The organism is Enterobacter sp. R-25, assembly GCF_049913205.1.
GTDB lineage: Bacteria > Pseudomonadota > Gammaproteobacteria > Enterobacterales > Enterobacteriaceae > Enterobacter > Enterobacter ludwigii.
This window is the reverse complement of sequence record NZ_CP183982.1, coordinates 1,958,533-1,983,003: the sequence shown is the minus strand read 5'-3', so window position 1 is coordinate 1,983,003 and position 24,471 is coordinate 1,958,533. Positions and strand designations below refer to the sequence as shown.

The window sequence follows — 24,471 nt, the reverse complement described above, 5'->3', positions numbered from 1 at the left end:
TAGATTTTTTGTTCTTTATATAAACGCCTCAAAACAGGGGCGGTCCTGTAAACCCTGTCTCACAGAATCACGAAAAATATTGGGGGTGCCGTTTTTCTTCACCATCCTGTTGAGCAGCGCGATAAGCTCATAATCACTTCGCAGGTTAAATTTTTGCATGATCATGTATTTGTGCGCAAAAACGGTCTTATAGCTGATCTGTAACGCGTCTGCCGTCTGCATAACGGATAAGCCTTTATACAGGTTCATGACGATGCGTATTTGCTGCGGTGATAATATTTTATGCTCGCAATCGAAACAGGACGTTTTCTGCATCACATGCCCCTTCAACTGCGTTTTACGCCACGCGCACCCTACCGTCTCGCCAATCATGTCAAGAGAGGCCCTGCGGGAGATGAAAATAATATCCTGATAACAGGATTGCGACGCCGTAGACCGTTGCTCATCGTCAACCCAGCCGATCACAATGCCTTTTTGCCGTGACTGTAATTCCGGAAAACAGGTCAGGGTTTCTCCCTGGCATAAAGAGAGGACAATAATATCCGCCGTGCTGACGTTATGCGGCGTCATTTCATAATCAAAGTGAATACAGTCATTAAAATTACGCCAAAAGAAATCCATAAAAAAATACTGCAGGCCAGACTGAAATAACGAATCCGTCTCGCTAATTAAAATATTCAACATAGACCACACCGACGGGAAGCAAAAATGCGCGTGAAATCCCGCGCGACTTAATTGTATTGCAGCGTAATGACCACCACTGCGCTGAGGGTGCCGGGCGTCGCCCTGCCTCCGGTGGATATAACCGCAGCCTGCATCGCCATCTTCGCCGTCCGGTCTGAGGCGACATATTCCGTCATGCTGGAGCCGTTCCCTTTCAGTATGCCACTTCCGGCCTCGCGCATTGCTATCGCCACGTGGGTGGCCGTACCGCGATTAATGTAATAGTCGGCGCCGGCAACAGGGTCAGGTGTACCCGTAAAGGTAGCGGTGACGCTACGCGTCCCCACCGGACATTGGGTAAATAACAGATCAAACGTAACCGGGTCTGAGGATGATCCTGGCGTCACCATATTACTCGCCTGGATATTGCCCAGATTAATATCGAGATTCGTATTGCCGTTATTAAACAGGCAGGGTGAGGCCACGATATTTCCGGTGACCCCGATATTTACGCTGTCTGCACATAGCGCTTTGCCGCACAGTAAACCCGACACAAGCAACGCCGCGGGAATTATTTTCATCATCTCACCGGTTATTGATAGGTTATCGTGAGCGTGGCTGACGCATTTGCCGAGCCTGATTCCACGGTGGTTAACGTCTGGTAATAGCGCGCGGTTAACGGGAGCGTCTCCTGTCCTCCCGCAGACTGTTTTAATAACAGGCGACCGTTCATTACCAAAGGAGAACCGTTATAAAGTAGCTGAACCCCTACCCCTTTTGCCGTACCGGCATTCCCCTGACCGGTTAATGCCATGACGCTGGTATTGGCGCTGTCCGGATTTTGCATACCGCTGAGTGACACACTGATATTGGTGCCGGCACTGCAGGTTAACCCCAGATTTTGCGTATTTTGGGCGCCGGATGGCGTGGTTCCAATAACGGAGCCAAACGATGAGGCCGGAATATCGCCTATCGGGAACGTCAACTGCGCCGTCGTTATCGTGCATGCCAGCGCATTAATTGTGCCGTCAGTTAACTGGACCGTCAGACCGTCACGATAAACACCGTCACTTCCCTGAAGCGCCACGGTTCCGATAACCCCCGGCGTTAAAGCGCCCGACGTTACCGGGCCGGTCACCACCAGCTCAACTTTTCCACCAAACCAATCCACATACGACGTCACCGCGTTATACGAAAACGTATAAGCCGGGTTTTCAAAATAATTCCCCGAGGAAAAGCGAATACCAATACCGCTGACATTGGTGGCATAAACATGGTTACCGTAGCTGCTCAGGTTCCCATTGTTATATCGCATACTGAATCCCAGCATCAGCGGGTTAGAACATCCCGTTAAATAGGTTCCCGTTGATGAGGCGGCGCGAGAAAAAATAATGGTGCCCACGGGGGCATCGCGCTGCACGTTAATCGCGCCCACAGATATCGTCGATATTTGCGGCGTGATGGTTGTACAGGTGCCGGCACGGGCGCTATTCCACCCGCTCAGTAAACAGAGCAGGATCAGAGATAAAGCAAATTTCATTTTTAACCTTCCTGGCGGCAAAGCGCGTTAATGTCGGTTATTCCGCCGTAGGTGGGTTGTGCAGGCAGGCTAAACTGCGCGCGGCACTGCTGACCGGCTTGATTTCCCCAGGTTGCCACGATTTCGCCCTGTCCGGGCAGTCCCGTTAAATAGACCTGACCACGGTCGCCCACAATAAAGCTGCTGTTGCTGTCGCCTTTGAGCGTGACGACCGCACCAAACGGAACGGCATACTGCCCGTCGGACAGGGTCATTAGCACCCGGCGCCCGATTTTAGACACATAATCGGCTTCCACTATCGCCCCGCGGGTCGGTGTTACGGTGCGTGTATTAATCTCAAGTTCCACGTCATCCGGCATAGTTTCCGGCTCAAGAGTGATGTCGTTTTTTCGGTATACCGACAGATTATTAACCACCGTATACCCGCGGTAATCCGTACGAACCCCGGGTTGATTGCGAATATCGACACCGTGTGCACCCGGCGCTTTCACCAGGATATTGGTTTCACCGAGCGGCTGCGAAAGCGTGATGCCGTCACGGTGAGCAATGACGCCCCCCTGCAACCCGTAATTCAGGCGCTCGCTGTGTTTGTCGTAGCTGTAGCCCGCGACAATTTCGCCATAGGTGCCTTTATAGTCGCCGTTCAGGTTGCCGGTATTTCCCGTGCCCTGTGTGCCATAACCTTGCTGCACGTTCCAGTTCAGGGCACTGTTTTCCAGAGACACGCCGTTCAGCCCGACCACGTGCGTCGTGCCGTTGTGCTTACTGGCGTTCATGCCATAGTTAGCCCAGGTACGCGGCAAGAATTTGTCCAACGGTACGCTGACGTTAAAGGCCAGCAACCGATCGTGGTCCGCGTTTTGTGCGCTCCCGCGTCCATTCTTGCTGTAGGTCCAGGTCAAACCGTAACTGACGTTGTTCCAGTCATTGTTGTAGCCCACGCTCCAGGAGGCCATCGCCTGACCAGAATTCCAGTAATCTTCGCGTGCGGCGCTGAGTGTCAGTGAACCCAGCGCGCCGCCCAGCGCCTGGCTCATGGTCAGTTCAGCACGGTTACGCCGCCGGTCCTGCAGGGCACTGCTGTCGCCGTAGGAATCCAGCACGTCCTGCATCCCGTAATAGCCACGGGTTGAATATCGGTATCCCGCAATTGAAAAGTTTGTCCCGGTCTTCGCCATATTTTTGCTGTAACGCGCGCGCAAGGACTGACCGGATGTTTTGTCGGTGTTATTCGGCGTTGACCAGGCCTGGGTCACGTCGGCAGAGATCGCGCCGATATCCCCCATGTTTTTACCGATGCCAAACGCCACTGAACGGTATTTATCAGACCCCTGCATCCCACCGTAAAGGGTGATGCCGTGCTGAATCCCATAAATACCGGTGATTTGACCAAAAGACGTTTTCTCCACGCGGCTGTTGTAGGCGCGATACTGCCCGGCCGTCACCGCATACTTCAGTCGTCCTTCCCGCTGCAGGACCGGCAGCGAGGCATAAGGCAGCGTGAAATGCTGCTCACTCCCGTCAGCCTCTTTGATGGTCACATCCAGATCGCCTGCGCCGCCGGTGGGATACATGTCCGAGATTTCAAACGCGCCTGGCGCCACGTAGCTCTGATAAATTTGATAACCATTCTGGCGGACCACCACCTGCGCATTGGTTCGCGCGATGCCGCGGACCACGGGCGCATAGCCTTTAAGAGAGTCCGGCAGCATGTCATCATCCGAGGCCAGCTGACCGCCGCGAAATGGCATACTGTCGAAAACATCCGCCGGTGCGGTACTGTCCCCGATAATCAGCTGTGCTTTCAGCGGAATGACGGCGCGCTGCGCATAGGTATACACGTTGTCCCACCGATCCTCACCGGTGGAATCCCGTGACCAGGTGGTGTAATTACGTAAGCGCCACGGCCCGATATTGACCCCGGGGCGCAGGTTGGCGTACTGGCTATCATTCTGGCTGCCGCGAGTGTTCTTCGCCCACGCGTTTGCGCCGCTCAGACTGTAATTAAGCATGGCGGCATTAATCCCCTCATCCCACATCTCTGGCGGGACCGCGTCCCTGGCTGGCAGGTCGATGGCGGCCTGAGGAATGCTGATCACCAGCCGCTGTGCGCCAAACTGAAAATCGCTACTGGCCTGCGGGATCGCCTGAAGGTTTGCGCATTCACCGTTGTTCGCCGCCAGCTGCGGGAAAAGCGTGGTTCTCACGCCCCACTGTTTTAACTGGTCAAGACTCAGGCACGGCCGGAGGACGTCATTGCCTTTTTCGTCTTTTACTGCAGTAAAGGTGATATCGCGGGTCGCCATTAGCTGGTCATCAAGAACAATATCGACGTGATAGGTGCCGGGTGCCTGCGATCCGGATTCAAATGCCGATAAATCCGTTCTCCCTCTTCCTGGATTATCAAGTTCAACCAGTTCGGCATTAAATGTCTCACCGGCAAAAAGCGCCTGCGATGAACCTGCAAGTATTAATCCGATCACTGTCGCCAGGGGTGCAGGTCGAGCCCGAAAATAGTGTATTGCCATCGCTTTTAACTCATTTATGACAGGCAATGCCCGCGTTTCACCGGTTATAAGGTTGCCTGATGCGGGCCCCCAGGGCTGCCGAAGTCATTAATCACTTTAAACGTCAGTACACTGCCGCTGGCCCCCTGCGGTAACGTGAAACGGACTGAGCCACCGGGTAAGACATACGACACGTCATCGATTTTTTTCCCCCCAAAGGTGATTTCATTAAAATTGATGACATACGCGGTCGGGTTATTAACCTGAAGTTCATTCCCGGTTCTGCGCCAGCGTAATTGACTGGCCTGTTCGTCAGGCGTGGACGCGTGCAGCTCAGCGGGCCGATAAATCAGTTTGATACGCGTTTTAACCGCAATTTGTAATGCGTTCATCTGCGTTGAGGCAGACGGAATCGCTTTAATATTCAGCCAGAATAACCTTTCCCGATCCTGAGGCAGTGCCCCCGTCATCACGATGCGCTCAACGTTTTTTTGCCCGCCATCCAGACGATACAAAGGCGGCGTAATAATAAAAGGCACCTTGCCTGACGCCCCTTCCTGCACGTCGATCCATGACTGAATTAAATACGGCGTACCATCAGGGTTATTCACACTGAGTGACGTTTCCTTTTTAGCGCCATCAAAAATAATGCGCGTACCACCAATAATGACGCCGGCATGAGCCGTTGACAGCATCAGAGATAACAACGCTGTTGTCAGTAAAGGGGTTCTGAAAAAATACATTCTGTTCCTCATAAAATTGGGGGCCGGGGCGGCCCCGACGTTCAGGCAAAGAGCTAGTTATAAACCACCGAGAAGTTGGCGACAGAATTCGCCGGGCCCGCCGTGACGCTGGCCGTGGTCGAAATATACTGGGCATAGAAATTGAGCGTATTGTCTGCGGAGCTGCTGAGCATGTAGGTGTAACCATTGCTGCCATGCAAAGGCAGGTCGGCTTTATCCGCGGTCATCAGGTTGATCGCCACGCCCGTTGCGGCACCCGCCACGGAGGTGTCAATCGCCAGAAGATTACTATTAGACGCATCCGGAGTACCGTCAAAGCGCACTTTGGCGTTCGTGACCGAGACCGGACAATTTTTCAAAATAATATCGAATTTCGTTGCCGCGGTTCTCGCCCCCGTCGCGGTAAACTCTGTTTTATAATAATCCCCAAGTACAACCACCTGGTTCTGCGATGCCACATCAACATCACAGGCAGAATCCAGAATATTTCCGTTAAAATTAACGGTACCTGCAGCGGCAAACGCATTGGCCATTGTCAGTACGGAACCTGCTGCGATCGTTGCCAGAAGAAGTGTTTTTTTCATCATGCTATATCCTGTATCACTTTATTTATTATTAACATTCAGACAAAAAGACGCGTCGGTTTTTTCACCCGCTTAATGTTTTGCCTTTTACAGACAGCAGCGAAAAAAAATGAAATAACCTTATTTCATTAAACGTCTGAAGACGCATATAACTTGCTGTCGATGAAATAAAATTTATACAACTCCTTTGACGTCGACAATCATTTTCGGAGTCTTTCCGTAGACCCGTAATTAACAAAAATAAAACATTGTAAATAAGGAATGCCTTATGCATATAACAGGCAGTCTATTAATAGACCGGAGTGTTAAGATCATTAAATTCAAAATGTTAGTCAGGATAATATTGAAAGTCTACTTTTAGACCTGTGCTGCATATTCCCGTAGTCGCTGTTTTTTAAGATAATTCTCTACGCCGGTCACCCATGATCGCAATGAAAGCAGTGGAGCACCTTATGAACACGCGAATGACAGCGGTCCTCACCGATGTAAAATCTACCGTACTGGATTTAAAGCCGTATGCCCATATTGATAAGTTAATCAGTACTGTGCTGCCTTTTACGGAAAGGCATATTCTCGCGAAAGGCGAAATTATTCAGTATCACAATAATGATGTTCGCCTCTGTTTTTTGCTGTTACACGGCAGCGTTGCGCTGCATCGTCGTGGCGATGGTATTGTTTTAAACTCAGAGTCCTCACCTTTTATTCTGGGTGTCAGCAGCCAGTTCTCCTCTGAACATCTGTACGTCAGAGCGCTTGAAACCTCAGAAATAGCGCATGTCTCTCTGGATAATTTTAATAAGATCGTGGCGGAAAAAAACTTATGGGAACATTTTTCAAAGCTACTCATCTATACCGCCTCCCGGGTATACGAGCACTGCGCGCAAATATCGCAGATGTCAGCCTATGACATTATCCGGTTCCAGCTGGTCGAACTGATGCAGGAGCCAGATGCCGTACGGAAAAACATCACGGCGGCAGCGTATATCAAGAGTCGAACCTACCTTTCGCGCAGTGGGATTATGCGTATTCTCGCGGAACTGCGTACCGGAAAGTACATCACGATGGAGCGTGGCGTGCTGCTGGAAATCCGTCATTTACCACGTAAATACTGATTGGCCTCGTGTTTACGATAAGGAGTAACGCTATAATCAGGGGGGTTATCGCTACGGGTTATAGGTTATGTCCTCTACTGAAAAAATGCATCGTGGTTCTCCTTACGCGCGAGAACTGATTTCATTCCTGCAACCCTACTGTACCACGCGCAATGTCGCTCCCGGCGAACAGCTGGATCTCCAGGTGAATGGCCAGAGCGTGTGCTATTTGATCCTCGAAGGCACCGTTGCTATCTACCGCAGAAGCGACAACATGATGCTCACCACCGCACGTAGCCCGGCGCTTTTTGGCCTCGCCAATCTGACAGACATCTACTTCAATGATTATCTTAAAACCGTGACCCCCTGCCTGACGGGTATGCTTACCACCGCTCAGGTGGAAGCCGTTATCAAAGAGAATGGGTTATGGGGGTTGTTGTCTAAGCACCTGATGTTTGTTTATAACCGGCTATACAATAATGTGATGCCTCAGGGCGCGCCCACGGCCTATGAGATGATTCGCCAGCAATTGATAAAGCTGATGGATGAAGATGAGAGTTATCGCAACGCCATCACCGCAGAGCGGTATATTCGCGAAAAAACCCAGCTGTCGCGCAGCGGGGTGATGCGTATTCTGGCGGATTTAAAAACAGGCGGGTTCATTGAGATAGAAGATGGCAGGCTCGTTAAAATCAATAAACTGCCTGCCCGGTACTGAATGTCAGATACAAAAAAGACCGCTGACGCGGCCTTTTTTACTGTCACGATCAATGATCAATGGACGTGAACGCCCAACCGCCAGGCAAAGTAGATCTCTTCTTTAAGCTCATTTGAAGAGAGCGCCAGCAAATCTGTGAACTCCAGTTCAAGCTGTTTCAGCTTTTTCAGGTACTGCGCCGGAGACAGGTTGCTTTTATCACGACGTAAATATTCAATTGCCAGCTGTGTTGGGGTTATTTCAGTATCCATGATGTCCTCGCTTATGTACAAAACCTGACCAGTATATCATAAGAGGCTGGCTAGTTTTTGACCAAAGGCAAAACATCTGAAAACTTTACACGACCGCCGTCGTCAGTCGCGACGAGCAGCAGAGCCGATCCTGCTCGTCAAGAATATCAATCTGCCACACCTGATGGCGGCTACCGGCGTGTAGCCCGCGACAAACGCCACGCACCCGTCCACTTCGCACCGAGCGAATATGGTTCGCGTTCACCTCCAGCCCGACGACCTTTTGCTCCCCTTCGGTGCAAAGATAACCCGCCACGGACCCCAGGGTTTCGGCCAGCACGACGGATGCGCCGCCGTGCAATAAACCAAACGGCTGATGCGTGCGATGATCGACAGGCATCGTGGCCTCCAGTTCATCCTCGCCAATACGCGTGAACTGAATGTCCAGCAGCCCTACCATATTCCCCTCGCCCATGGCATTCAGCGCCTGCAGCGTCACGGCTCGTTTCCAGATCATCCAATTATCTCCAGTAAGGCCTGTAATGGGTGACGCACCCCGTTCCCTTCAACCCGTTTCACCTGGCTTCGGCAGGAGTAGCCCGTGGCCAGACAGCGGTTCCTCGGCAAACGCTGCATCGCCTGATGCCACGACAACTCATAGATACCGAGCGAGTTCGCGTGGTTTTTCACTTCGTGCCCGTAGGTACCTGCCATGCCGCAGCAGCCCACGTTGACGCTCTCAAGCTTCGCCCCGAAGCGGGCAAAGATAGAAGCCCACTGCGCCGGGGCGCCCGGCAGTGCCGTCACTTCCGTGCAGTGGCCGAACAGATACCACGATTCACCGCTCACATCCTTCACGGTCGCCTGTTGCAGCGCCGCCGGCAGCCACTCGTGCACCAGCATGACGTGGAAATCACCGCGTTGCTCCCCCAGCGTCTGCTTATACTCATCGCGGTAGCAGAGCACCAGCGCCGGATCGACACCGACCATCGGCATCCCTAGCTGCGCCACCCGGTTGAGGAAGTCAGCGGTTTTCCGCGCCGTTTTCGCAAAACGGGTAAGGAAACCTTTAATGTGCTGCGCTTTGCCGTTTGGTGAGAACGGCAGTACCACCGGCTGATAGCCCAGTTTTTCTACCAGACGGATAAAATCGGCTACCACCTGGGCATCGTAGTAACTGGTAAACGGATCCTGCACCACCAGCACCACATTGGCTTTCTGCTCAGGGGTCAGCGCCTCAAGCTGCTCCAGCGTCATATTCGCCGAGCGGTGCCCCACGAGCTGACGCTGTAGCGAAGGGACTGACAGCAGCGGCAGATCCACCATCCCGATATGTTTTTCGGAAAGCTTTCGCACCAGCGGCTGATTGATGAAGAAGTTAAAGGTCTTCGGCGCACGCGCCATCAGCGGGGCATAGCTCTCCACCGTCGCCACCAGATGGTCACGCATTGGACGCAGATAGCGGGTATGGTAAAGCTGCAGGAAGCGTGAGCGAAACTCCGGCACATCAATCTTGATCGGACACTGGGTTGAGCAGGCTTTACAGGCCAGGCAGCCGGACATGGCCTCCTTCACCTCGTGGGAGAAATCATACTCGCCTTTGTTCGCATGCCAGCTGTTGCGGGTACGTTCAATCAGCGAGCGCAGACTGGCGCGTTTTTCCGGTAATTCCTGTTCCAGCTTCAGCGGATCAACCCCGCGGTCGGCCAGCAGACGCAGCCATTCGCGGACCAGCGTTGCGCGGCCTTTGGGCGAGTGAATGCGGTTACTGGTAATTTTCATCGACGGGCACATTGGGCTTTTCACGTCGAAGTTGAAACACAGACCGTTACCGTTACACTCCATTGCACCGCGCCAGGAGGCGCGCACCGCAATCGGGATTTGTCTGTCATAGGTGCCGCGCTTAACGGCGTCCACCTGCAGCATTGGGGCATCGACGCCCTCTGGCGGGCAAATTTTACCCGGGTTGAGACGGTTATCCGGATCGAATGCCGCTTTGACCTTACGCAGCTCAGCGTAGAGCGTTTCACCGAAGAACGCCGGGCTGTACTCCGCGCGGAACCCTTTCCCGTGTTCTCCCCAGAGCAGGCCGCCATATTTCGCGGTCAACGCCACCACATCGTCGGAGATCTGTTTCATCAGGATCTCCTGCTGCGGATCGCACATGTCCAGCGCCGGACGCACGTGCAGCACCCCGGCATCCACGTGGCCGAACATGCCGTAGCTCAGACCGTGGCTGTCCAGCAGGGCGCGGAACTCAACGATGTAATCCGCCAGATGCTCAGGCGGGACGCAGGTGTCTTCAGCAAAGGGAATCGGTTTGGCAGCCCCCTTCGCGTTGCCCAGCAGCCCCACTGCTTTTTTACGCATCGCGTAAATACGCTCAATGCCGGAGAGTTCGCTGCAAAGCTGCCAGCCAATGACCCCACCTTCGCCTGCTGCAATCAGTTCGTCCAGCCGCTGACAGAGCGTGGTGACCTGGCTTTCAATCAGCGCTTCGTCATCACCGGCAAATTCAACGATGTTAAGACCCAACATCTCTTTATCAGGTACATCGGTGATAAGCTCACTCACCGAGTGCCAGACGATGTCTTCTCGAGCCAGATTAAGCACTTTGGAGTCGACGGTTTCCACCGACAGCGCCCGCGCGTCAACCATAAAGGGCGCATTTCGCAGGGCAGAATCGAAGGAGTTGTATTTGACGTTCACCAGCCGACGCACTTTCGGCAGCGGCGTAATGTCCAGCCGTGCCTCGGTAATAAATGCCAGCGTCCCTTCGGAGCCGGTCAGCACGCGGGTTAAATCAAACTGCGTCAGGTCATCGTTAAAGACATGACGCAGATCGTAGCCGGTTAAGAAGCGGTTCAGTTTAGGGAATTTGTCGAGGATCAGCTGGCGGTTATCGCGACAGCGCTCAAGCACGGTGCGGTAAATCCGCCCGTTGGCCGTGTTGTCTTTACCCAGCGTTTCCGCCAGTTCGACCGGCATCGGCTGGGTATCCAGGATATCGCCGCCCAGCAGCACCGCACGCACGCCAAGAACGTGATCGGAGGTTTTACCGTAGACCAGCGACCCCTGCCCGGAGGCATCGGTGTTAATCATCCCACCGATTGTCGCACGGTTGCTGGTTGAGAGCTCGGGGGCAAAGAAGTAACCATAAGGCTTGAGGTACTGGTTAAGCTGATCTTTGATGACGCCCGCTTCGACACGCACCCATCCTTCTTCGGGATTGATCTCAATGATGCGGTTCATATAGCGCGACATATCAATGATGATGCCCTGGTTCAGCGCCTGACCATTGGTGCCGGTGCCGCCGCCGCGTGGCGTGAACACCAGCGAGGTAAATCGCTCCTGCGTTGCCAGTCGCGCAATAAGCGCCACATCGGCCGTTGAACGGGGAAACACGACTGCATCGGGAAGAAGCTGGTAGATACTGTTGTCGGTCGCCATTGTCAGCCTGTCGGCATAATGTGTGGCGGTATCCCCTGTAAAACCCTGTTGCTCCAGTGCCTGCAAAAAATTAAGCACCAGCTGAACGACGCCAGGTGCCTGAGAAATCTGTGGGATCATTACTGTCGACCCTAATTAGAGGTGTGAAATCGTTTGCGTGTATCGTAAAAGTTTTATCACATTTTTTTCTTATACGCTCTGCAGAATTACAGGCAGAATTCGCCTGTCAAAAATCGCTGAAATCATTAATGATTAGAGAATCGCGGTTTTCCGTTCCCGCCAGCCACGCTGGTGTTCAATTAAGGAAAGTTTCATTTATGGTCAATCTTCGCCAGCCCAGGGATGTTGCGCAAATTTTGCTGTCGGTGCTGTTCCTGGCCCTCATGATTATTGCGTGTTTGTGGATCGTTCAACCCTTCATTCTCGGCTTCGCCTGGGCTGCAACCGTTGTGGTTGCCACCTGGCCTTTACTGTTACGGTTACAGAAACTGCTCTTCGGACGTCGTGGGCTGGCGGTCCTGGTGATGACGTTGCTGTTGTTCCTGCTGTTCATTATTCCCGTTGCGCTGCTGGTCAACAGCCTTGTCGACTCCAGCGGCCCGGTGATTCGCGCCGTGACCAGTGGCGATCTGACGCCGCCGGATCTCGCCTGGCTTAACAGCATTCCGGTTGTTGGCGCAAAACTTTACAGCGGCTGGCATGGCCTGCTGGAGATGGGTGGCAGCGCGCTGATGGCGAAAGTGCGCCCGTATATTGGCACCACCACCACCTGGTTTGTGGGTCAGGCGGCGCACATTGGCCGCTTTATGATGCACTGTACGCTGATGCTGGTCTTTAGCGCCCTGCTGTACTGGCGCGGTGAGCAGGTAGCTTTAGGCGTGCGTCATTTTGCCACTCGCCTGGCGGGCAAACGGGGTGATGCCGCGGTTCTGCTGGCGGCGCAGGCCGTGCGCGCGGTTGCGCTTGGCGTCGTGGTAACGGCGCTGGTTCAGGCGGTGCTGGGCGGTATTGGTCTTGCGATTTCTGGCGTGCCGTACGCCACCGTCTTCACCGTGGTCATGCTGATGACCTGCCTTGCGCAACTGGGTCCGTTGCTGGTGCTGGTACCCAGCATTATCTGGCTGTACTGGACCGGCGATACCACGTGGGGCACCGTTCTGCTGGTATGGAGCTGCGTGGTCGGCACCATGGATAACGTTATTCGTCCCATCCTTATTCGCATGGGCGCAGACCTGCCGCTGATCCTTATTCTCTCAGGCGTCATTGGTGGATTGATTGCCTTTGGGATGATTGGTCTGTTTATTGGTCCGGTGCTTCTGGCCGTGACCTGGCGTCTGTTCTCCGCCTGGGTGCACGAAATCCCGCCTCCGGGAACGGACCCGGACGTGATTTTGAGCGAACTGGAAGAGCTGGAAGATAAGAACAAGCAGTAATGGACAGGCCGGGTAACGCAGTCGCGTACCCGGCCTACATATTCCCCTATAATACTTAAACGTTGCTAAAGTATTTATTCGTTGCGCACTGGTCAGACCCGCTATTACGGCTCTAAGTCCCCTATTAACCTCAAGAAATCTTTACGTCTCTTTAACTATTGAGACGAATCTGATCGACGCTAAAAGCTGACATGCCTACTATTAGGACACGGTTATAAATCAACACCTTGATTTATAAGCATGGAAATCCCCTGAGTGAAACAACGAATTGCTGTGTGTAGTCTTTGCCCATCTCCCACGATGGGCTTTTTTTATCCTGATTACGTGCGGCTGACGTCACAGGTGCTGAGCATCCGCCATTCCGTTGACAATACACGGGTTTCCCCGGTCACATTGACCGTCACCACCTCGCGAATATCCGCCGACGATGCACCAATCTGCAGCTCAAATTCACCCGGCTCGACGATCCGTTTGCCGTCACGACGGGTAAAGTTGAACATCTCAACGGGCAACGTAAAGGTGAGCGTGGCGGTTTCACCCGGTGAGAGCGTGACGCGCTGGAACGCCTTCAACTCCTGCAGGGGCCGCACCTGCGTGGCGACGTTATCCCGGACATAGACCTGTACCACCTCGCTGCCGCTGCGCTCACCGGTATTGGTGATATCCAGGCTTACGACCACCTCGCCGTCGATCGGAACGCGGGGTTCAGCCACGCGCGCCGTTCCCCAGCTAAACTGCGTCCAGCCGAGACCGAAGCCAAAGGGATAGCGGGAGCCAAAATGGAAAGCGAACGGTGTGCCGCCACTTTTGAGCTTGTGGTTGTAGTAATAGGGCATTGCTCCCGCGCTTTTCGGCACGCTGACCACCAGACGTCCCTGCGGTTCAGCGCGGCCCGTTAATACATCCGCAATCGCCCAGCCGCCCTCCTGCCCTGGTGCCCAGGCCATCATCAGCGCGGCGACGTTATCTTCCAGCCCCTGAAGGTTGTAAGGCCTCCCGCCGGTCATGACCACGATAACCGGCTTGCCGGTGGCCACCAGCGCAGCCAGCAATTGTTGCTGTACGCCCGGCAGATTCAGAGAGTCGGTATCAGAGCCCTCCCCGACGGTTCCGCTCTGGAACAGCCCGGCGAGATCGCCAACGCAGGCCACCACCACGTCACTCTCCTGTGCGGCTTTCACGGCTTCAGGGATCAGGTCGGTACGCTGCGAAACCGGAGATTGCTGCATGGGTTTACCGCCGCTGTCACCCGGAAACACCGGCGCACCCGCCATCCGTTTTTCGATAATGTGACAGCCTTTGGCATAACGTACCCGCGAGGCCCCCAGATACTGCTCGAGCGCCGCGCGCGGTGTCGTGACCTGCGAGGTCTCTTCCACCATGTCGCTAATAATTAAGTGCACCGGAAAACTGTAACCGCTGAGGAGCGCCAGCGGATCGTCTGCCGTTGGCCCGACGACCGCCACGCGAGGGTTGCCGCCGAGGGGCAAAATGCCGTTATTCTCAAGCAGCGTCAGCGAACGGGTCGCCACTTCCCTTGCAACCTGACGCGTTGCCTCATTTTGCAAATCGATGCCCTGTTCATCGGCATACGGTTTTTCAAACAAGCCAAGACGGAATTTTTCGGTCAGGACGCGTGCCACTATTTCATCGACTTTCGCCATGGAAATCAGTCCGCGTTCAACGGCGTGTGCCAGATGACGCGCGCAGTCATCTTTTGGCAATTCGACATCCAGCCCGGCATTGAAGGCCAGCGCTGCAGATTCGGCGGCATCGTGCGAGATGCCATGATGCTGGTGCAGCAGGCTCACGCCGCCGTAGTCCGCAACGATGATCCCATCGAACCCCCACTGTTCACGCAGCACGGTTGTCATCAGGAAGTGGTCGCTGTGTCCGGGCTGGTTATCGATATCGTGATAGGCAGGCATCACCGAACCGGCATTGGCCAGCTTCACTGCCATCTCAAACGGCAGCAGGAAGATGTCGTTCAGTTCGCTAAAGCCCAGATGCACCGGCGCGTGGTTGCGTGCCCCTTCGCTGAAGGAGTGGCCCACATAATGTTTGAGCGTTGCCAGAAGATCGCGCTTATCGCCCTGCAAACCCTTCACGTATGCCGTGGCCATCACCCCCACCAGCCACGGGTCTTCTCCGAAGGTCTCTTCGGTGCGTCCCCAGCGAACGTCGCGAGAGACATCCAGCACCGGGGCCAGCCCCTGCTGGCAGCCAACAGAGCGTGCTTCTTTGCCAATCTGTTCTGCCGCACGCTGCACCAGCTGCGGATCCCAGGTCGAACCGTAGTTCAGCGACGACGGGAACAGCGTGGCATCTTTGCACAACAGCCCCACCAGGCACTCTTCATGGAACAGCGCCGGAATACCGAGGCGCGTCTCTTCCATCATCATGCGCTGCAGACGGTTAGCGGCACGCACGCCTGTTTTCGCATCAACAATATGGGTGCCCAGTGGACGCGTGATCTGTCCCACCCCCAGTTTCAGCCGTTCGCTAAGCGCAGCCTGTTCGCTCACGCCCGCGAATTCATCGCTCAGATCGCTGCGTTCGCGGTGGTTACCGTTTTCATCGAGGATCAACCAGTAGGCATGCATCTGGGCGAACTTCTCTTCCGGGGTCATGCGTGCCAGTAGGTCGGCGACGCGTTCATGCACGGGACGTCCCGCGTCCTTATAAATCGCAGTCATGTGTTACTCCTGTATTGCGGAATGGGTGGCCGGGGTGAGTTGTCCTGTCTCGTCTCGCACCTCGCGTTTGCTGGCCAGCTCGCGGGCGATGGAATTGACGAGCTTGCTGTTGAGTTTGTAAATGGTCAGCAGCGCGACCATACAGAGGAACAGCACGCAGGGGATGAGGGTGAAGAGCGCATTAATGGTAGAGAGCACGTGCGGTGCCTGGGTTGCCTGACCGGGCGCATAATCCACCATCCCGAGAACCCAACCGACCACCGCCCCGCCCAGCGCCAGACCAAATTTGATGGCAAACAGCGCGGTAGAAAAGACCAGACCATCCAGACGACGGCCGCTGCGATGCTCCTCATAATCGACCACATCAGAGAACATGGTCCACTGCAGCGGCGTGGTCAGATTCTGAATAAAGCTAAAGATAATGTTGAGGCCAAAAATCAGCCAGATCTGCGAAGGCGGCAGGAAGAAAATCAGCGCGCCGAAAATCACGAAGGAAATAATGGTCCACTGATAGGCGCGGACGCGGTCAAATTTCCCCAACAGACGTTCAGATAATAATGCCCCCGTTAAGGACGCCACCATCCCGGAAACAATAAAGGCAAATACCAGCTCCGGGCGCAGAAGCACATATTTCACGTAATACATGGTGGCAGAACCACGCGTCACCACTGCGGTTAACAGCAAAATATTAAACAGGAAAACAATTCGCCACTGGCTATTTCCGGCCAGCAGTTTTAAATCACCGATCATCGAACCCGAGGTGTCATTGCGCGGGGAATAACGCTCGCGGGTCATCAGGAAACAGCAGAAGAAGAGAATAATACCCAGCAGGCCCATCATGCTCATGGCATAGAAATAGCCTTTCTGAACGTTGCCCTGGCCTAACAGCGAGACCAGCGGTAAGGCGATCACCGTCACAATCAACCCGCCGATGAACGACAGGCCGAAGCGCCAGGACTGCAGCGAGTGACGCTCACGCGGATCCAGCGTCAGCGCCCCGGGCATGGCGCAATACGGGACGTTAATCGCGGAATAAATAAGGCTTAAGATGGCGTAAGTAACGCAGGCATAGACGATTTTCGCCGTCGGCCCGACGTCCGGTACATAGAAGGTGATAAGGCAGCTTACGCCAAATGGGATGGCAAACCACAGCAGCCAGGGACGAAAGCGACCGTGCCGCGTCTGGGTGCGGTCGACCAGCGCGCCAATGCAGGGGTCGACAAAAGCATCCACCACGCGCACCACTAAAAACATGGTTCCCATGATGGCCGCTGGCAAACCGAAAACATCCGTATAAAAATAGGCGAGAAATAAGGTTGCCGTTTGCCAGACCAGCGCACTGGCCATATCACCTAAGCCATAACCTATTTTATCTTTGGTACGCAATACAGAGGAGATTGTCATTGTTATTTGCCTTTTTATCAGGTTAAAACGTATTTCAACCAGTTGCGCATCAGCGAGGGAAATGCGCGGTAAGGCTCAAGTATTAGCAACGCTTTGCGCGCTAACAATTGTCTAAATTAACAGACAAATTATGATATTTGGTTTTTTACTTTATTTGTGATGGGGAGCAAATAAGGCATGAAATAAAAAAGGCGAGGAATATATCCTCGCCTTTTTCTGGTGCTGATGGCGTTACTTGTTGAGTTCGGCCAGGCTCAGCCAGGTTTGCACCACGGTGTCCGGGTTCAGGGACAGACTGTCAATCCCCTCTTCCATCAGCCATGCTGCAAAGTCTTCATGGTCAGACGGACCCTGACCGCAAATCCCGACATATTTACCCTGTTTCTTCGCCGCGCGGATGGACATCGACAGCAGCGCTTTCACCGCCTCGTTACGCTCATCAAACAGTTCAGAGACCACGCCGGAGTCACGGTCAAGACCGAGCGTCAGCTGCGTCATGTCGTTCGAGCCGATAGAGAAGCCGTCGAAGTACTCCAGGAACTGCTCAGCCAGCAGGGCGTTGGACGGAATTTCACACATCATGATAATCTTCAGCCCGTTTTCGCCGCGCTTCAGACCCTGACGTGCCAGCTCCTCCACCACCGCTTTTGCCTGATCCACGGTACGCACGAACGGGATCATGATCTCAACGTTGGTCAGTCCCATGTCGTTGCGCACGCGCTTCACGGCGTCACATTCCAGCGCGAAGCAGGCACGGAAGCTGTCAGAAACATAACGTCCGGCGCCACGGAAGCCGAGCATTGGGTTCTCTTCTTCTGGCTCGTAACGCTCACCCCCCACCAGATTCGCGTATTCGTTTGACTTAAAGTCGGACAGACGCACGATCACGCGCTTCGGATAAAACGCCGCGCCCAGCGTGGCAATCCCCTCGGTCAGACGACCGACGTAGAACTCTTTTGGCGAGTCGTAACCTTTCATCATCTCGCGGATTTCGTTCTGCAGCTTCGCGTCCTGGTCGTCGAATTCCAGCAGCGCGCGCGGGTGAACGCCAATCATACGGTTGATGATAAATTCCAGACGCGCCAGGCCAACGCCTTCGTTCGGCAGGCAGGCAAAGTCAAACGCACGATCCGGGTTACCAACGTTCATCATGATCTTCAGCGGCAGATCCGGCATGGTATCGACGCTTGAACTCTTCACGCTGAAGTCGAGAATATCGGCATACACGTAACCGGTATCGCCTTCCGCACAGGAGACGGTCACTTTCTGATCGTCCTTCATGCGTTCGGTCGCATCACCGCAACCGACAACGGCAGGGATCCCCAGCTCACGGGCGATGATTGCCGCGTGGCAGGTACGGCCGCCGCGGTTGGTGACGATGGCCGCCGCTTTCTTCATGATCGGTTCCCAGTCCGGGTCGGTCATGTCGGTCACCAGCACATCGCCTGGCTGAATGCGGTTCATCTCGCTGATGTCATGGATCACTTTGACAGGACCGGCACCGATGCGATGGCCAATCGCGCGGCCTTCCGCCACGATTTTGCCCTGTGCGTGCAGGGTATAACGCTCCATCACCTGACCGCGGGAGCGGACAGTTTCCGGACGCGCCTGCACGATAAACAGCTTGCCGGTGTTGCCATCTTTGGCCCATTCGATATCCATCGGACGGCCGTAGTGTTTTTCGATCTGTACCGCCTGTTTCGCCAGCTCCTGCACTTCTGCATCGGTCAGGGAGAAACGGTCACGCATTTCCTGCGGTACGTCTTCAATCTTAACCTGCTTGCCATGCTCCTGCGTCGGGGCATAGATCATGCGGATTTTTTTCGAGCCCATCGTGCGGCGAACGACCGCCGGACGGTTTGCGGCCAGTGTCGGCTTATGAACGTAGAATTCGTCAGGGTTCACCGCGCCCTGTACTACCATCTCACCCAGACCCCACGCCGAGGTGATGAACACCACCTGGTCGAAGCCGGATTCGGTGTCGATGGAGAACATCACGCCGGAAGAGCCCACGTCGGAGCGCACCATGCGCTGTACGCCAGCAGAAAGCGCCACGCCGCGATGGTCATAGCCCTGGTGCACGCGGTAAGAGATGGCGCGGTCATTGAACAGGGACGCGAAGACGTGCTTCACCGCCACCAGGACGGCGTCATAACCCTGGACGTTAAGGAAGGTTTCCTGCTGTCCGGCGAATGACGCATCGGGCATATCTTCCGCGGTGGCAGAAGAACGCACGGCAAACGACGCCTGGGCATCATCCGCTGAGAGCTGGTTGTAGGCTTCGTGAATGGCTTTTTCCAGTTCCGGCTGGAAAGGTGTGTCGATAATCCACTGGCGGATTTGGGCACCGGCTTTCGCAAGCTCGGTCACATCATCAATATCCGTTTTATCCAGCAGGTCATAAATGCGCTGGTTTACACCGCTCTGGTCTAAAAACAGGTTAAAGGCATCGGCGGTTGTGGCAAACCCGTTCGGTACGGAGACACCCATACCCGACAGATTTGTAATCATTTCACCCAGGGAGGCATTTTTGCCCCCAACTCTGTCTACATCATTCATGCCGAGTTGGTTATACCAAAGCACCAGCGGTGACGAGCCATTGTTGGACATCGAAACAATCCTTTTGTGATATTTGATCGGAGTAAGAAACACCTGACTACGTATTTATACTGGCATAATTATTTCCGCTAAAAAAACGGTGAATCGTGTAAGCAATTTAAATTTTCAACTTTTCGGATACTTTCCCACCATCCGCTAACCCGATGATTCCTATATATTCAGCCAAAAACCCTAAAAATAAAGTCGCTAATTGAAAAATGAAATCCACTTTTCAGGAAAATCAAAAACGCCGTTTCATTTATAATTAGGATAAGTTCTTTGCTGTGTAATTTACTTTTTTAATTTATGCTTTCAGACAATTACGTACGATATTCAGGGTGGGTAAAATGGATAATGCTGTCGATCGCCACGTTTTTTATATTTCTGATGGTACGGCGATTACCGCCGAAGTGCTGGGACATGCGGTGATGTCGCAGTTCCCCGTTTCGATTAACAGCATCACGCTGCCGTTTGTGGAAAATGAGAGCCGTGCAAAGGCGGTGAAGGACCAGATTGACGCCATCTTCCAGCAGACGGGGGTCCGCCCGCTGGTCTTCTACTCCATCGTGATCCCTGAAATTCGTGCGATTATTTTGCAAAGTGAAGGGTTCTGTCAGGATATCGTCCAGGCGCTGGTGGCCCCGCTGCAGAGCGAACTGAAACTCGACCCGACGCCTATCGCCCACCGAACGCACGGGCTGAACCCCGGCAACCTGACCAAATACGATGCGCGTATCGCCGCCATTGATTACACCCTGGCGCACGACGACGGTATTTCGCTGCGTAACCTCGACCAGGCGCAGGTGATACTGCTGGGCGTCTCGCGTTGCGGGAAAACCCCGACCAGCCTTTACCTGGCGATGCAGTTCGGTATCCGCGCCGCCAACTACCCCTTTATTGCTGATGACATGGACAATCTGGTGCTGCCAGCCGCCCTTAAGCCGCTCCAGCACAAGCTGTTTGGCCTGACCATCAACCCGGAACGGCTGGCGGCAATACGTGAAGAACGCCGTGAGAACAGCCGCTACGCCTCAATGCGCCAGTGTCGAATGGAGGTTTCCGAGGTGGAAGCGCTGTACCGCAAAAACCAGATCCCGTGGCTAAACAGCACTAACTATTCGGTAGAAGAGATCGCCACCAAAATCCTCGATATCATGGGACTCAACCGCCGCATGTACTAACATGCTAGTACAATAACTCAGAATCGGGTATCATCACCACATCCTCGGCGCGCAGGCGCGCCGAACTTGAATTCAGCAGGGATTGGTTTAAGGTGATGCCCATCACTTCCCGGTAGTCTGCCGATGAAGCAAAAATTTTTCTGAGACATTTCATGAATAAAACCGATGAACTCCGCACTGCGCGCATTGACAGCCTGGTCACGCCGGCTGAACTGGCACAGCGGCATCCTGTTTCCGCGGGTGTAGCGGAACATGTCACGGCATCCCGCCGTCGCATTGAAAAAATCCTTAATGGCGAAGACAAACGTCTTCTGGTGGTGATTGGCCCTTGCTCCATCCACGATCTGGATGCCGCAATGGATTACGCAAAACGGCTTCAGGGACTGCGGGACAAGTACCAGCATCGCCTTGAAATTGTCATGCGCACCTACTTTGAAAAACCGCGCACCGTCGTGGGCTGGAAAGGGCTGATTTCCGACCCGGACCTGAACGGCAGCTACCGTGTTAATTATGGTATTGAGCTGGCGCGTAAACTGCTTTTGCAGGTCAATGAGCTGGGCGTACCGACGGCCACCGAGTTTCTCGATATGGTGACCGGACAGTTTATCGCCGATCTCATCAGCTGGGGCGCTATCGGTGCGCGCACCACGGAAAGCCAGATCCACCGTGAGATGGCCTCTGCCCTCTCCTGCCCGGTTGGTTTTAAAAACGGTACCGATGGCAACACGCGAATTGCCGTTGACGCGATCCGTGCATCGCGTGCCAGCCATATGTTCCTGTCGCCGGATAAGCGCGGTCAGATGACCATTTATCAGACCAGCGGCAACCCATACGGGCATATCATCATGCGTGGCGGGAAAAAGCCTAATTACCACGCGCAAGATATTGCTGCGGCGTGTGAAACGCTGGCCGAGTTCGACCTGCCGGAACACCTGGTGGTGGATTTCAGCCACGGCAATTGCCAGAAACAGCATCGCCGCCAGCTGGATGTGTGTGATGAGATCTGCCAGCAGATCGTCAGCGGTTCAACCGCCATCGCGGGCATTATGGCCGAAAGTTTTATCCGGGAAGGCACGCAAAAAATCGTAGCCGGACAGCCAATGGTTTATGGCCAGTCGATCACCGACCCGTGCCTGAGCTGGGAAGACAGCGAACAGCTGCTGGAGAAACTGGCGGCAGCGGTCGATTCACGTTTTTAGTCCTCGCCTTTTACCCTCTCCTGCGGGAGAGGGTCTACGTTCGCGCAAGGCCACATCCTCTTCTGTTTTGATCCCATCACAGTTTTTTCACAAAAACGCTTGCCGTGAATTTTCACTTTGTTGATAATGATTATCATTGTTACATTGATTGTTATTTATAAACATTATGTCACGTACGGATAACAACGCGGCAACGCCCGAAAACACACACACAGTACCTGCCCCAGCGCGCACCGATCGTCGGATCGACAGTAAAAGCCTGCTGGGGGACGAGGGACGCGTGATCATCGAGCATGACGGCCAGCTTTATCTGTTGCGCCAGACCCATGCCGGGAAGCTGATCCTCACCAAATAAATACCACAATACCTTCGCCAGCCACCCAGGTGATCCCCAGGCAGCCAGCGCTTTCGATTCTTTATGGAGAGTTGCTATGCCACACCTGCATTCCGCATTTTTGCGCCCGTCCTGCCTTGCGCTATCCGTTGTCAGCGCCCTGCCGGGCGTCGCGTTTGCGGCCACAGATGACATGACCGTTATCGCCACCGGCAACGCCCGCAGCGCCTTCGAAGCCCCGATGATGGTCAGCGTGATTGACACCGCGGCCCCGGAAAACCAGACCGCCAGCTCGGCCGCCGACCTGCTGCGCTACGTCCCAGGCCTGATGCTTGACGGCACCGGGCGCACCAATGGTCAGGACGTCAACCTGCGCGGTTACGACCGTCGCGGCGTACTGGTGCTGGTGGATGGCGTGCGCCAGGGGACCGACACTGGCCACCTGAACAGCACGTTCCTCGACCCGGCTCTGATTAAACGTATCGAAGTGGTTCGCGGCCCGTCAGCCTTACTGTACGGCAGCGGCGCACTGGGGGGCGTGATCGCGTATGACACCGCCGATGCAAATGACCTGCTGGAACCGGGAAAAAACAGCGGCTACCGCGTGTTTGGTACGGGCGCGACGGGCGATCACAGTCTGGGCATGGGGGCCAGCGCTTACGGGCGTACCGAAACCCTGGACGGACTGGTTGCCTGGTCGAGCCGCGATCGCGGCGATCTGCGCCAGAGCGACAGTGGAACAGCGCCGAATGACGAATCCATCAACAACATGCTGGCAAAAGGCCGCTGGGCCATCGACCCGGCCCAGACGCTGAGCGGATCCCTGCGCTATTACAATAACGCGGCGCAGGAGCCAAAAAACCCGCAAACCCCCGCCGCAGACGCCAGCAGCAATCCCATGACCGATCGCTCCACCATTCAGCGAGACGCTCAGCTGGGCTATCACCTGGCTCCCCAGGGCAACGACTGGCTGAATGCCGATGCGAAACTCTACTGGTCTGAAGCGCGCATTAACGCCCAGAACATTGACGGCACCGGCGAGTTTCGCAAGCAGACCACCCAAGGTGGCAAAGTGGAAAACCGCACCCGTCTGTTCAGCGACACGTTTGCCTCACATCTTCTGACCTATGGCGGCGAATACTACCGTCAGGAGCAACATCCGGGGGGCACCACCACCGGCTTCCCGGAGGCTAAAATCGATTTCAGCTCCGGCTGGCTGCAGGACGAGATCACCCTGCGCGACCTGCCGGTCACGCTTCTCGGCGGTACCCGTTACGATAATTACCGCGGGAGCAGCGAAGGATACGACGATGTGAACGCGGACAGATGGTCCTCCCGTGCCGGACTGACCGTCAGCCCGACCGACTGGCTGATGCTGTTCGGCTCTTACGCACAGGCCTTCCGTGCGCCGACCATGGGTGAAATGTATAATGATGCTAAACACTTCTCCATCGGCCGCTTTTACACTAACTACTGGGTACCGAACCCGAACCTGCGTCCGGAAACCAATGAAACGCAGGAGTTTGGCTTCGGACTGCGCTTTGACGACGTCATGCTTGCTAACGATGCGCTGGAATTCAAGGCCAGCTACTTCGACACCAAAGCCAAAGACTACATCTCCACCAGCGTCGATTTTGCGGCTGCGACCACCATGTCCATGAACGTTCCCCACGCCAAAATCTGGGGCTGGGACGTGATGGCGAAATACACGGCCGACCTGTTCAACCTCGACGTCGCCTACAACCGCACCCGGGGAAAAGATACCGATACGGGCGAGTATATCTCCAGCATCAACCCGGATACCGTCACCAGCAAGCTGGATATCCCGGTGGCGCAAAGCGGTTTCTCCGTCGGCTGGATCGGCACCTTCGTCGATCGCTCAACCCATATCAGCAGTAGCTACAGCGAACAGCCGGGCTATGCGGTTAACGATTTCTACGTAAGTTATAAAGGCCAGGAGCAGCTCAAAGGGGTAACTACGACGCTGGTGCTGGGTAACGCGTTCGACAAGGCGTACTGGTCTCCTCAGGGCATTCCTCAGGACGGACGCAACGGTAAGATTTTTGTGAGTTACCAGTGGTAATCCCCACGCCCCGGCCT

19 protein-coding genes and 1 other RNA gene are annotated in these 24,471 nt (G+C 54.6%); 8 read left to right on the top strand and 12 right to left on the bottom strand.

From position 1 onward, the window contains the following. Positions 1–15: 15 nt before the first annotated feature. From ACN9MQ_RS09485 to ACN9MQ_RS09460, 6 genes are read right to left on the bottom strand one after another with little or no spacing between them, the layout of a single operon-like run. Positions 16–684, bottom strand: coding sequence for a response regulator transcription factor (locus ACN9MQ_RS09485; protein WP_426021440.1), 669 nt, complete (start codon positions 682–684; stop codon positions 16–18). A 47-nt stretch (positions 685–731) separates the two neighbouring features. Continuing rightward, complete coding sequence (locus ACN9MQ_RS09480; protein WP_014169728.1) at positions 732–1,247, bottom strand: fimbrial protein; 516 nt, start codon at positions 1,245–1,247, stop codon at positions 732–734. 8 nt (positions 1,248–1,255) lie between these two features. Continuing rightward, entirely contained in the window at positions 1,256–2,203 is a 948-nt protein-coding gene (locus ACN9MQ_RS09475; protein WP_426021439.1) for a fimbrial protein, read from the bottom strand. 2 nt (positions 2,204–2,205) lie between these two features. Continuing rightward, complete coding sequence (locus tag ACN9MQ_RS09470) at positions 2,206–4,731, bottom strand: fimbria/pilus outer membrane usher protein (protein ID WP_426021438.1); 2,526 nt, start codon at positions 4,729–4,731, stop codon at positions 2,206–2,208. Between the two features lie 44 nt (positions 4,732–4,775). Then, positions 4,776–5,453 (bottom strand): fimbrial biogenesis chaperone, encoded by a 678-nt coding sequence (locus ACN9MQ_RS09465; RefSeq protein WP_426021437.1) that lies wholly within the window; start codon positions 5,451–5,453, stop codon positions 4,776–4,778. 53 nt (positions 5,454–5,506) lie between these two features. Then, a complete protein-coding gene (locus ACN9MQ_RS09460) occupies positions 5,507–6,037 on the bottom strand; it encodes a fimbrial protein (protein ID WP_020884377.1) in 531 nt (176 codons plus the stop codon). Between the two features lie 452 nt (positions 6,038–6,489). On the opposite strand from ACN9MQ_RS09460, the gene ACN9MQ_RS09455 reads away from it, so the two are divergent. Beyond that, positions 6,490–7,149 (top strand): winged helix-turn-helix transcriptional regulator, encoded by a 660-nt coding sequence (locus ACN9MQ_RS09455; RefSeq protein WP_025204381.1) that lies wholly within the window; start codon positions 6,490–6,492, stop codon positions 7,147–7,149. Positions 7,150–7,216: 67 nt separating this feature from the next. Beyond that, complete coding sequence (locus ACN9MQ_RS09450; RefSeq protein ID WP_044858819.1) at positions 7,217–7,846, top strand: winged helix-turn-helix transcriptional regulator; 630 nt, start codon at positions 7,217–7,219, stop codon at positions 7,844–7,846. A gap of 56 nt (positions 7,847–7,902) precedes the next feature. Here ACN9MQ_RS09450 and ACN9MQ_RS09445 read toward each other — a convergent pair whose 3' ends face one another. The 3 genes from ACN9MQ_RS09445 to ydiJ all read right to left on the bottom strand — a co-directional run bounded on the left by ACN9MQ_RS09445 (position 7,903) and on the right by ydiJ (position 11,646). Continuing rightward, on the bottom strand, positions 7,903–8,097 hold the full coding sequence (locus ACN9MQ_RS09445) for a YdiH family protein (RefSeq protein WP_003857766.1): 195 nt from the start codon (positions 8,095–8,097) through the stop codon (positions 7,903–7,905). Between the two features lie 85 nt (positions 8,098–8,182). Further along, positions 8,183–8,593, bottom strand: coding sequence for a 1,4-dihydroxy-2-naphthoyl-CoA hydrolase (gene menI / locus ACN9MQ_RS09440; protein ID WP_138013762.1), 411 nt, complete (start codon positions 8,591–8,593; stop codon positions 8,183–8,185). Further along, a complete protein-coding gene (gene ydiJ / locus ACN9MQ_RS09435; protein ID WP_014169719.1) occupies positions 8,590–11,646 on the bottom strand; it encodes a D-2-hydroxyglutarate dehydrogenase YdiJ in 3,057 nt (1,018 codons plus the stop codon). The genes menI and ydiJ overlap by 4 nt, the downstream gene beginning before the upstream one ends. Positions 11,647–11,843: 197 nt before the next feature. On the opposite strand from ydiJ, the gene ydiK reads away from it, so the two are divergent. Next, a complete protein-coding gene (gene ydiK, locus ACN9MQ_RS09430) occupies positions 11,844–12,959 on the top strand; it encodes an AI-2E family transporter YdiK (RefSeq protein WP_020884383.1) in 1,116 nt (371 codons plus the stop codon). 208 nt (positions 12,960–13,167) lie between these two features. Beyond that, positions 13,168–13,275, top strand: an RNA gene (rprA, locus tag ACN9MQ_RS09425) — antisense sRNA RprA. A gap of 4 nt (positions 13,276–13,279) precedes the next feature. Here the strand turns inward: rprA and ACN9MQ_RS09420 are convergent. From ACN9MQ_RS09420 to ppsA, 3 genes are all read right to left on the bottom strand, one after another. Continuing rightward, complete coding sequence (locus ACN9MQ_RS09420) at positions 13,280–15,655, bottom strand: glycoside hydrolase family 3 N-terminal domain-containing protein (protein WP_426021436.1); 2,376 nt, start codon at positions 15,653–15,655, stop codon at positions 13,280–13,282. 3 nt (positions 15,656–15,658) lie between these two features. Continuing rightward, on the bottom strand, positions 15,659–17,059 hold the full coding sequence (locus tag ACN9MQ_RS09415) for an MFS transporter (protein ID WP_020884385.1): 1,401 nt from the start codon (positions 17,057–17,059) through the stop codon (positions 15,659–15,661). A gap of 231 nt (positions 17,060–17,290) precedes the next feature. After that, entirely contained in the window at positions 17,291–19,669 is a 2,379-nt protein-coding gene (gene ppsA, locus ACN9MQ_RS09410) for a phosphoenolpyruvate synthase (protein ID WP_020884386.1), read from the bottom strand. 335 nt (positions 19,670–20,004) lie between these two features. On the opposite strand from ppsA, the gene ppsR reads away from it, so the two are divergent. From ppsR to ACN9MQ_RS09390, 4 genes are all read left to right on the top strand, one after another. Then, positions 20,005–20,838, top strand: a complete 834-nt coding sequence (ppsR, locus tag ACN9MQ_RS09405; protein ID WP_020884387.1) for a posphoenolpyruvate synthetase regulatory kinase/phosphorylase PpsR — start codon at positions 20,005–20,007, stop codon at positions 20,836–20,838. A 152-nt stretch (positions 20,839–20,990) separates the two neighbouring features. Then, the gene (gene aroH, locus ACN9MQ_RS09400) at positions 20,991–22,037 is read left to right on the top strand and encodes a 3-deoxy-7-phosphoheptulonate synthase AroH (RefSeq protein WP_014169714.1); all 1,047 of its coding nucleotides are present in this window, start codon (positions 20,991–20,993) and stop codon (positions 22,035–22,037) included. Between the two features lie 166 nt (positions 22,038–22,203). Then, a complete protein-coding gene (gene hemP / locus ACN9MQ_RS09395) occupies positions 22,204–22,392 on the top strand; it encodes a hemin uptake protein HemP (protein ID WP_041162553.1) in 189 nt (62 codons plus the stop codon). 76 nt (positions 22,393–22,468) lie between these two features. Further along, the gene (locus ACN9MQ_RS09390; RefSeq protein ID WP_025204386.1) at positions 22,469–24,454 is read left to right on the top strand and encodes a TonB-dependent hemoglobin/transferrin/lactoferrin family receptor; all 1,986 of its coding nucleotides are present in this window, start codon (positions 22,469–22,471) and stop codon (positions 24,452–24,454) included. Positions 24,455–24,471 lie beyond the last annotated feature (17 nt).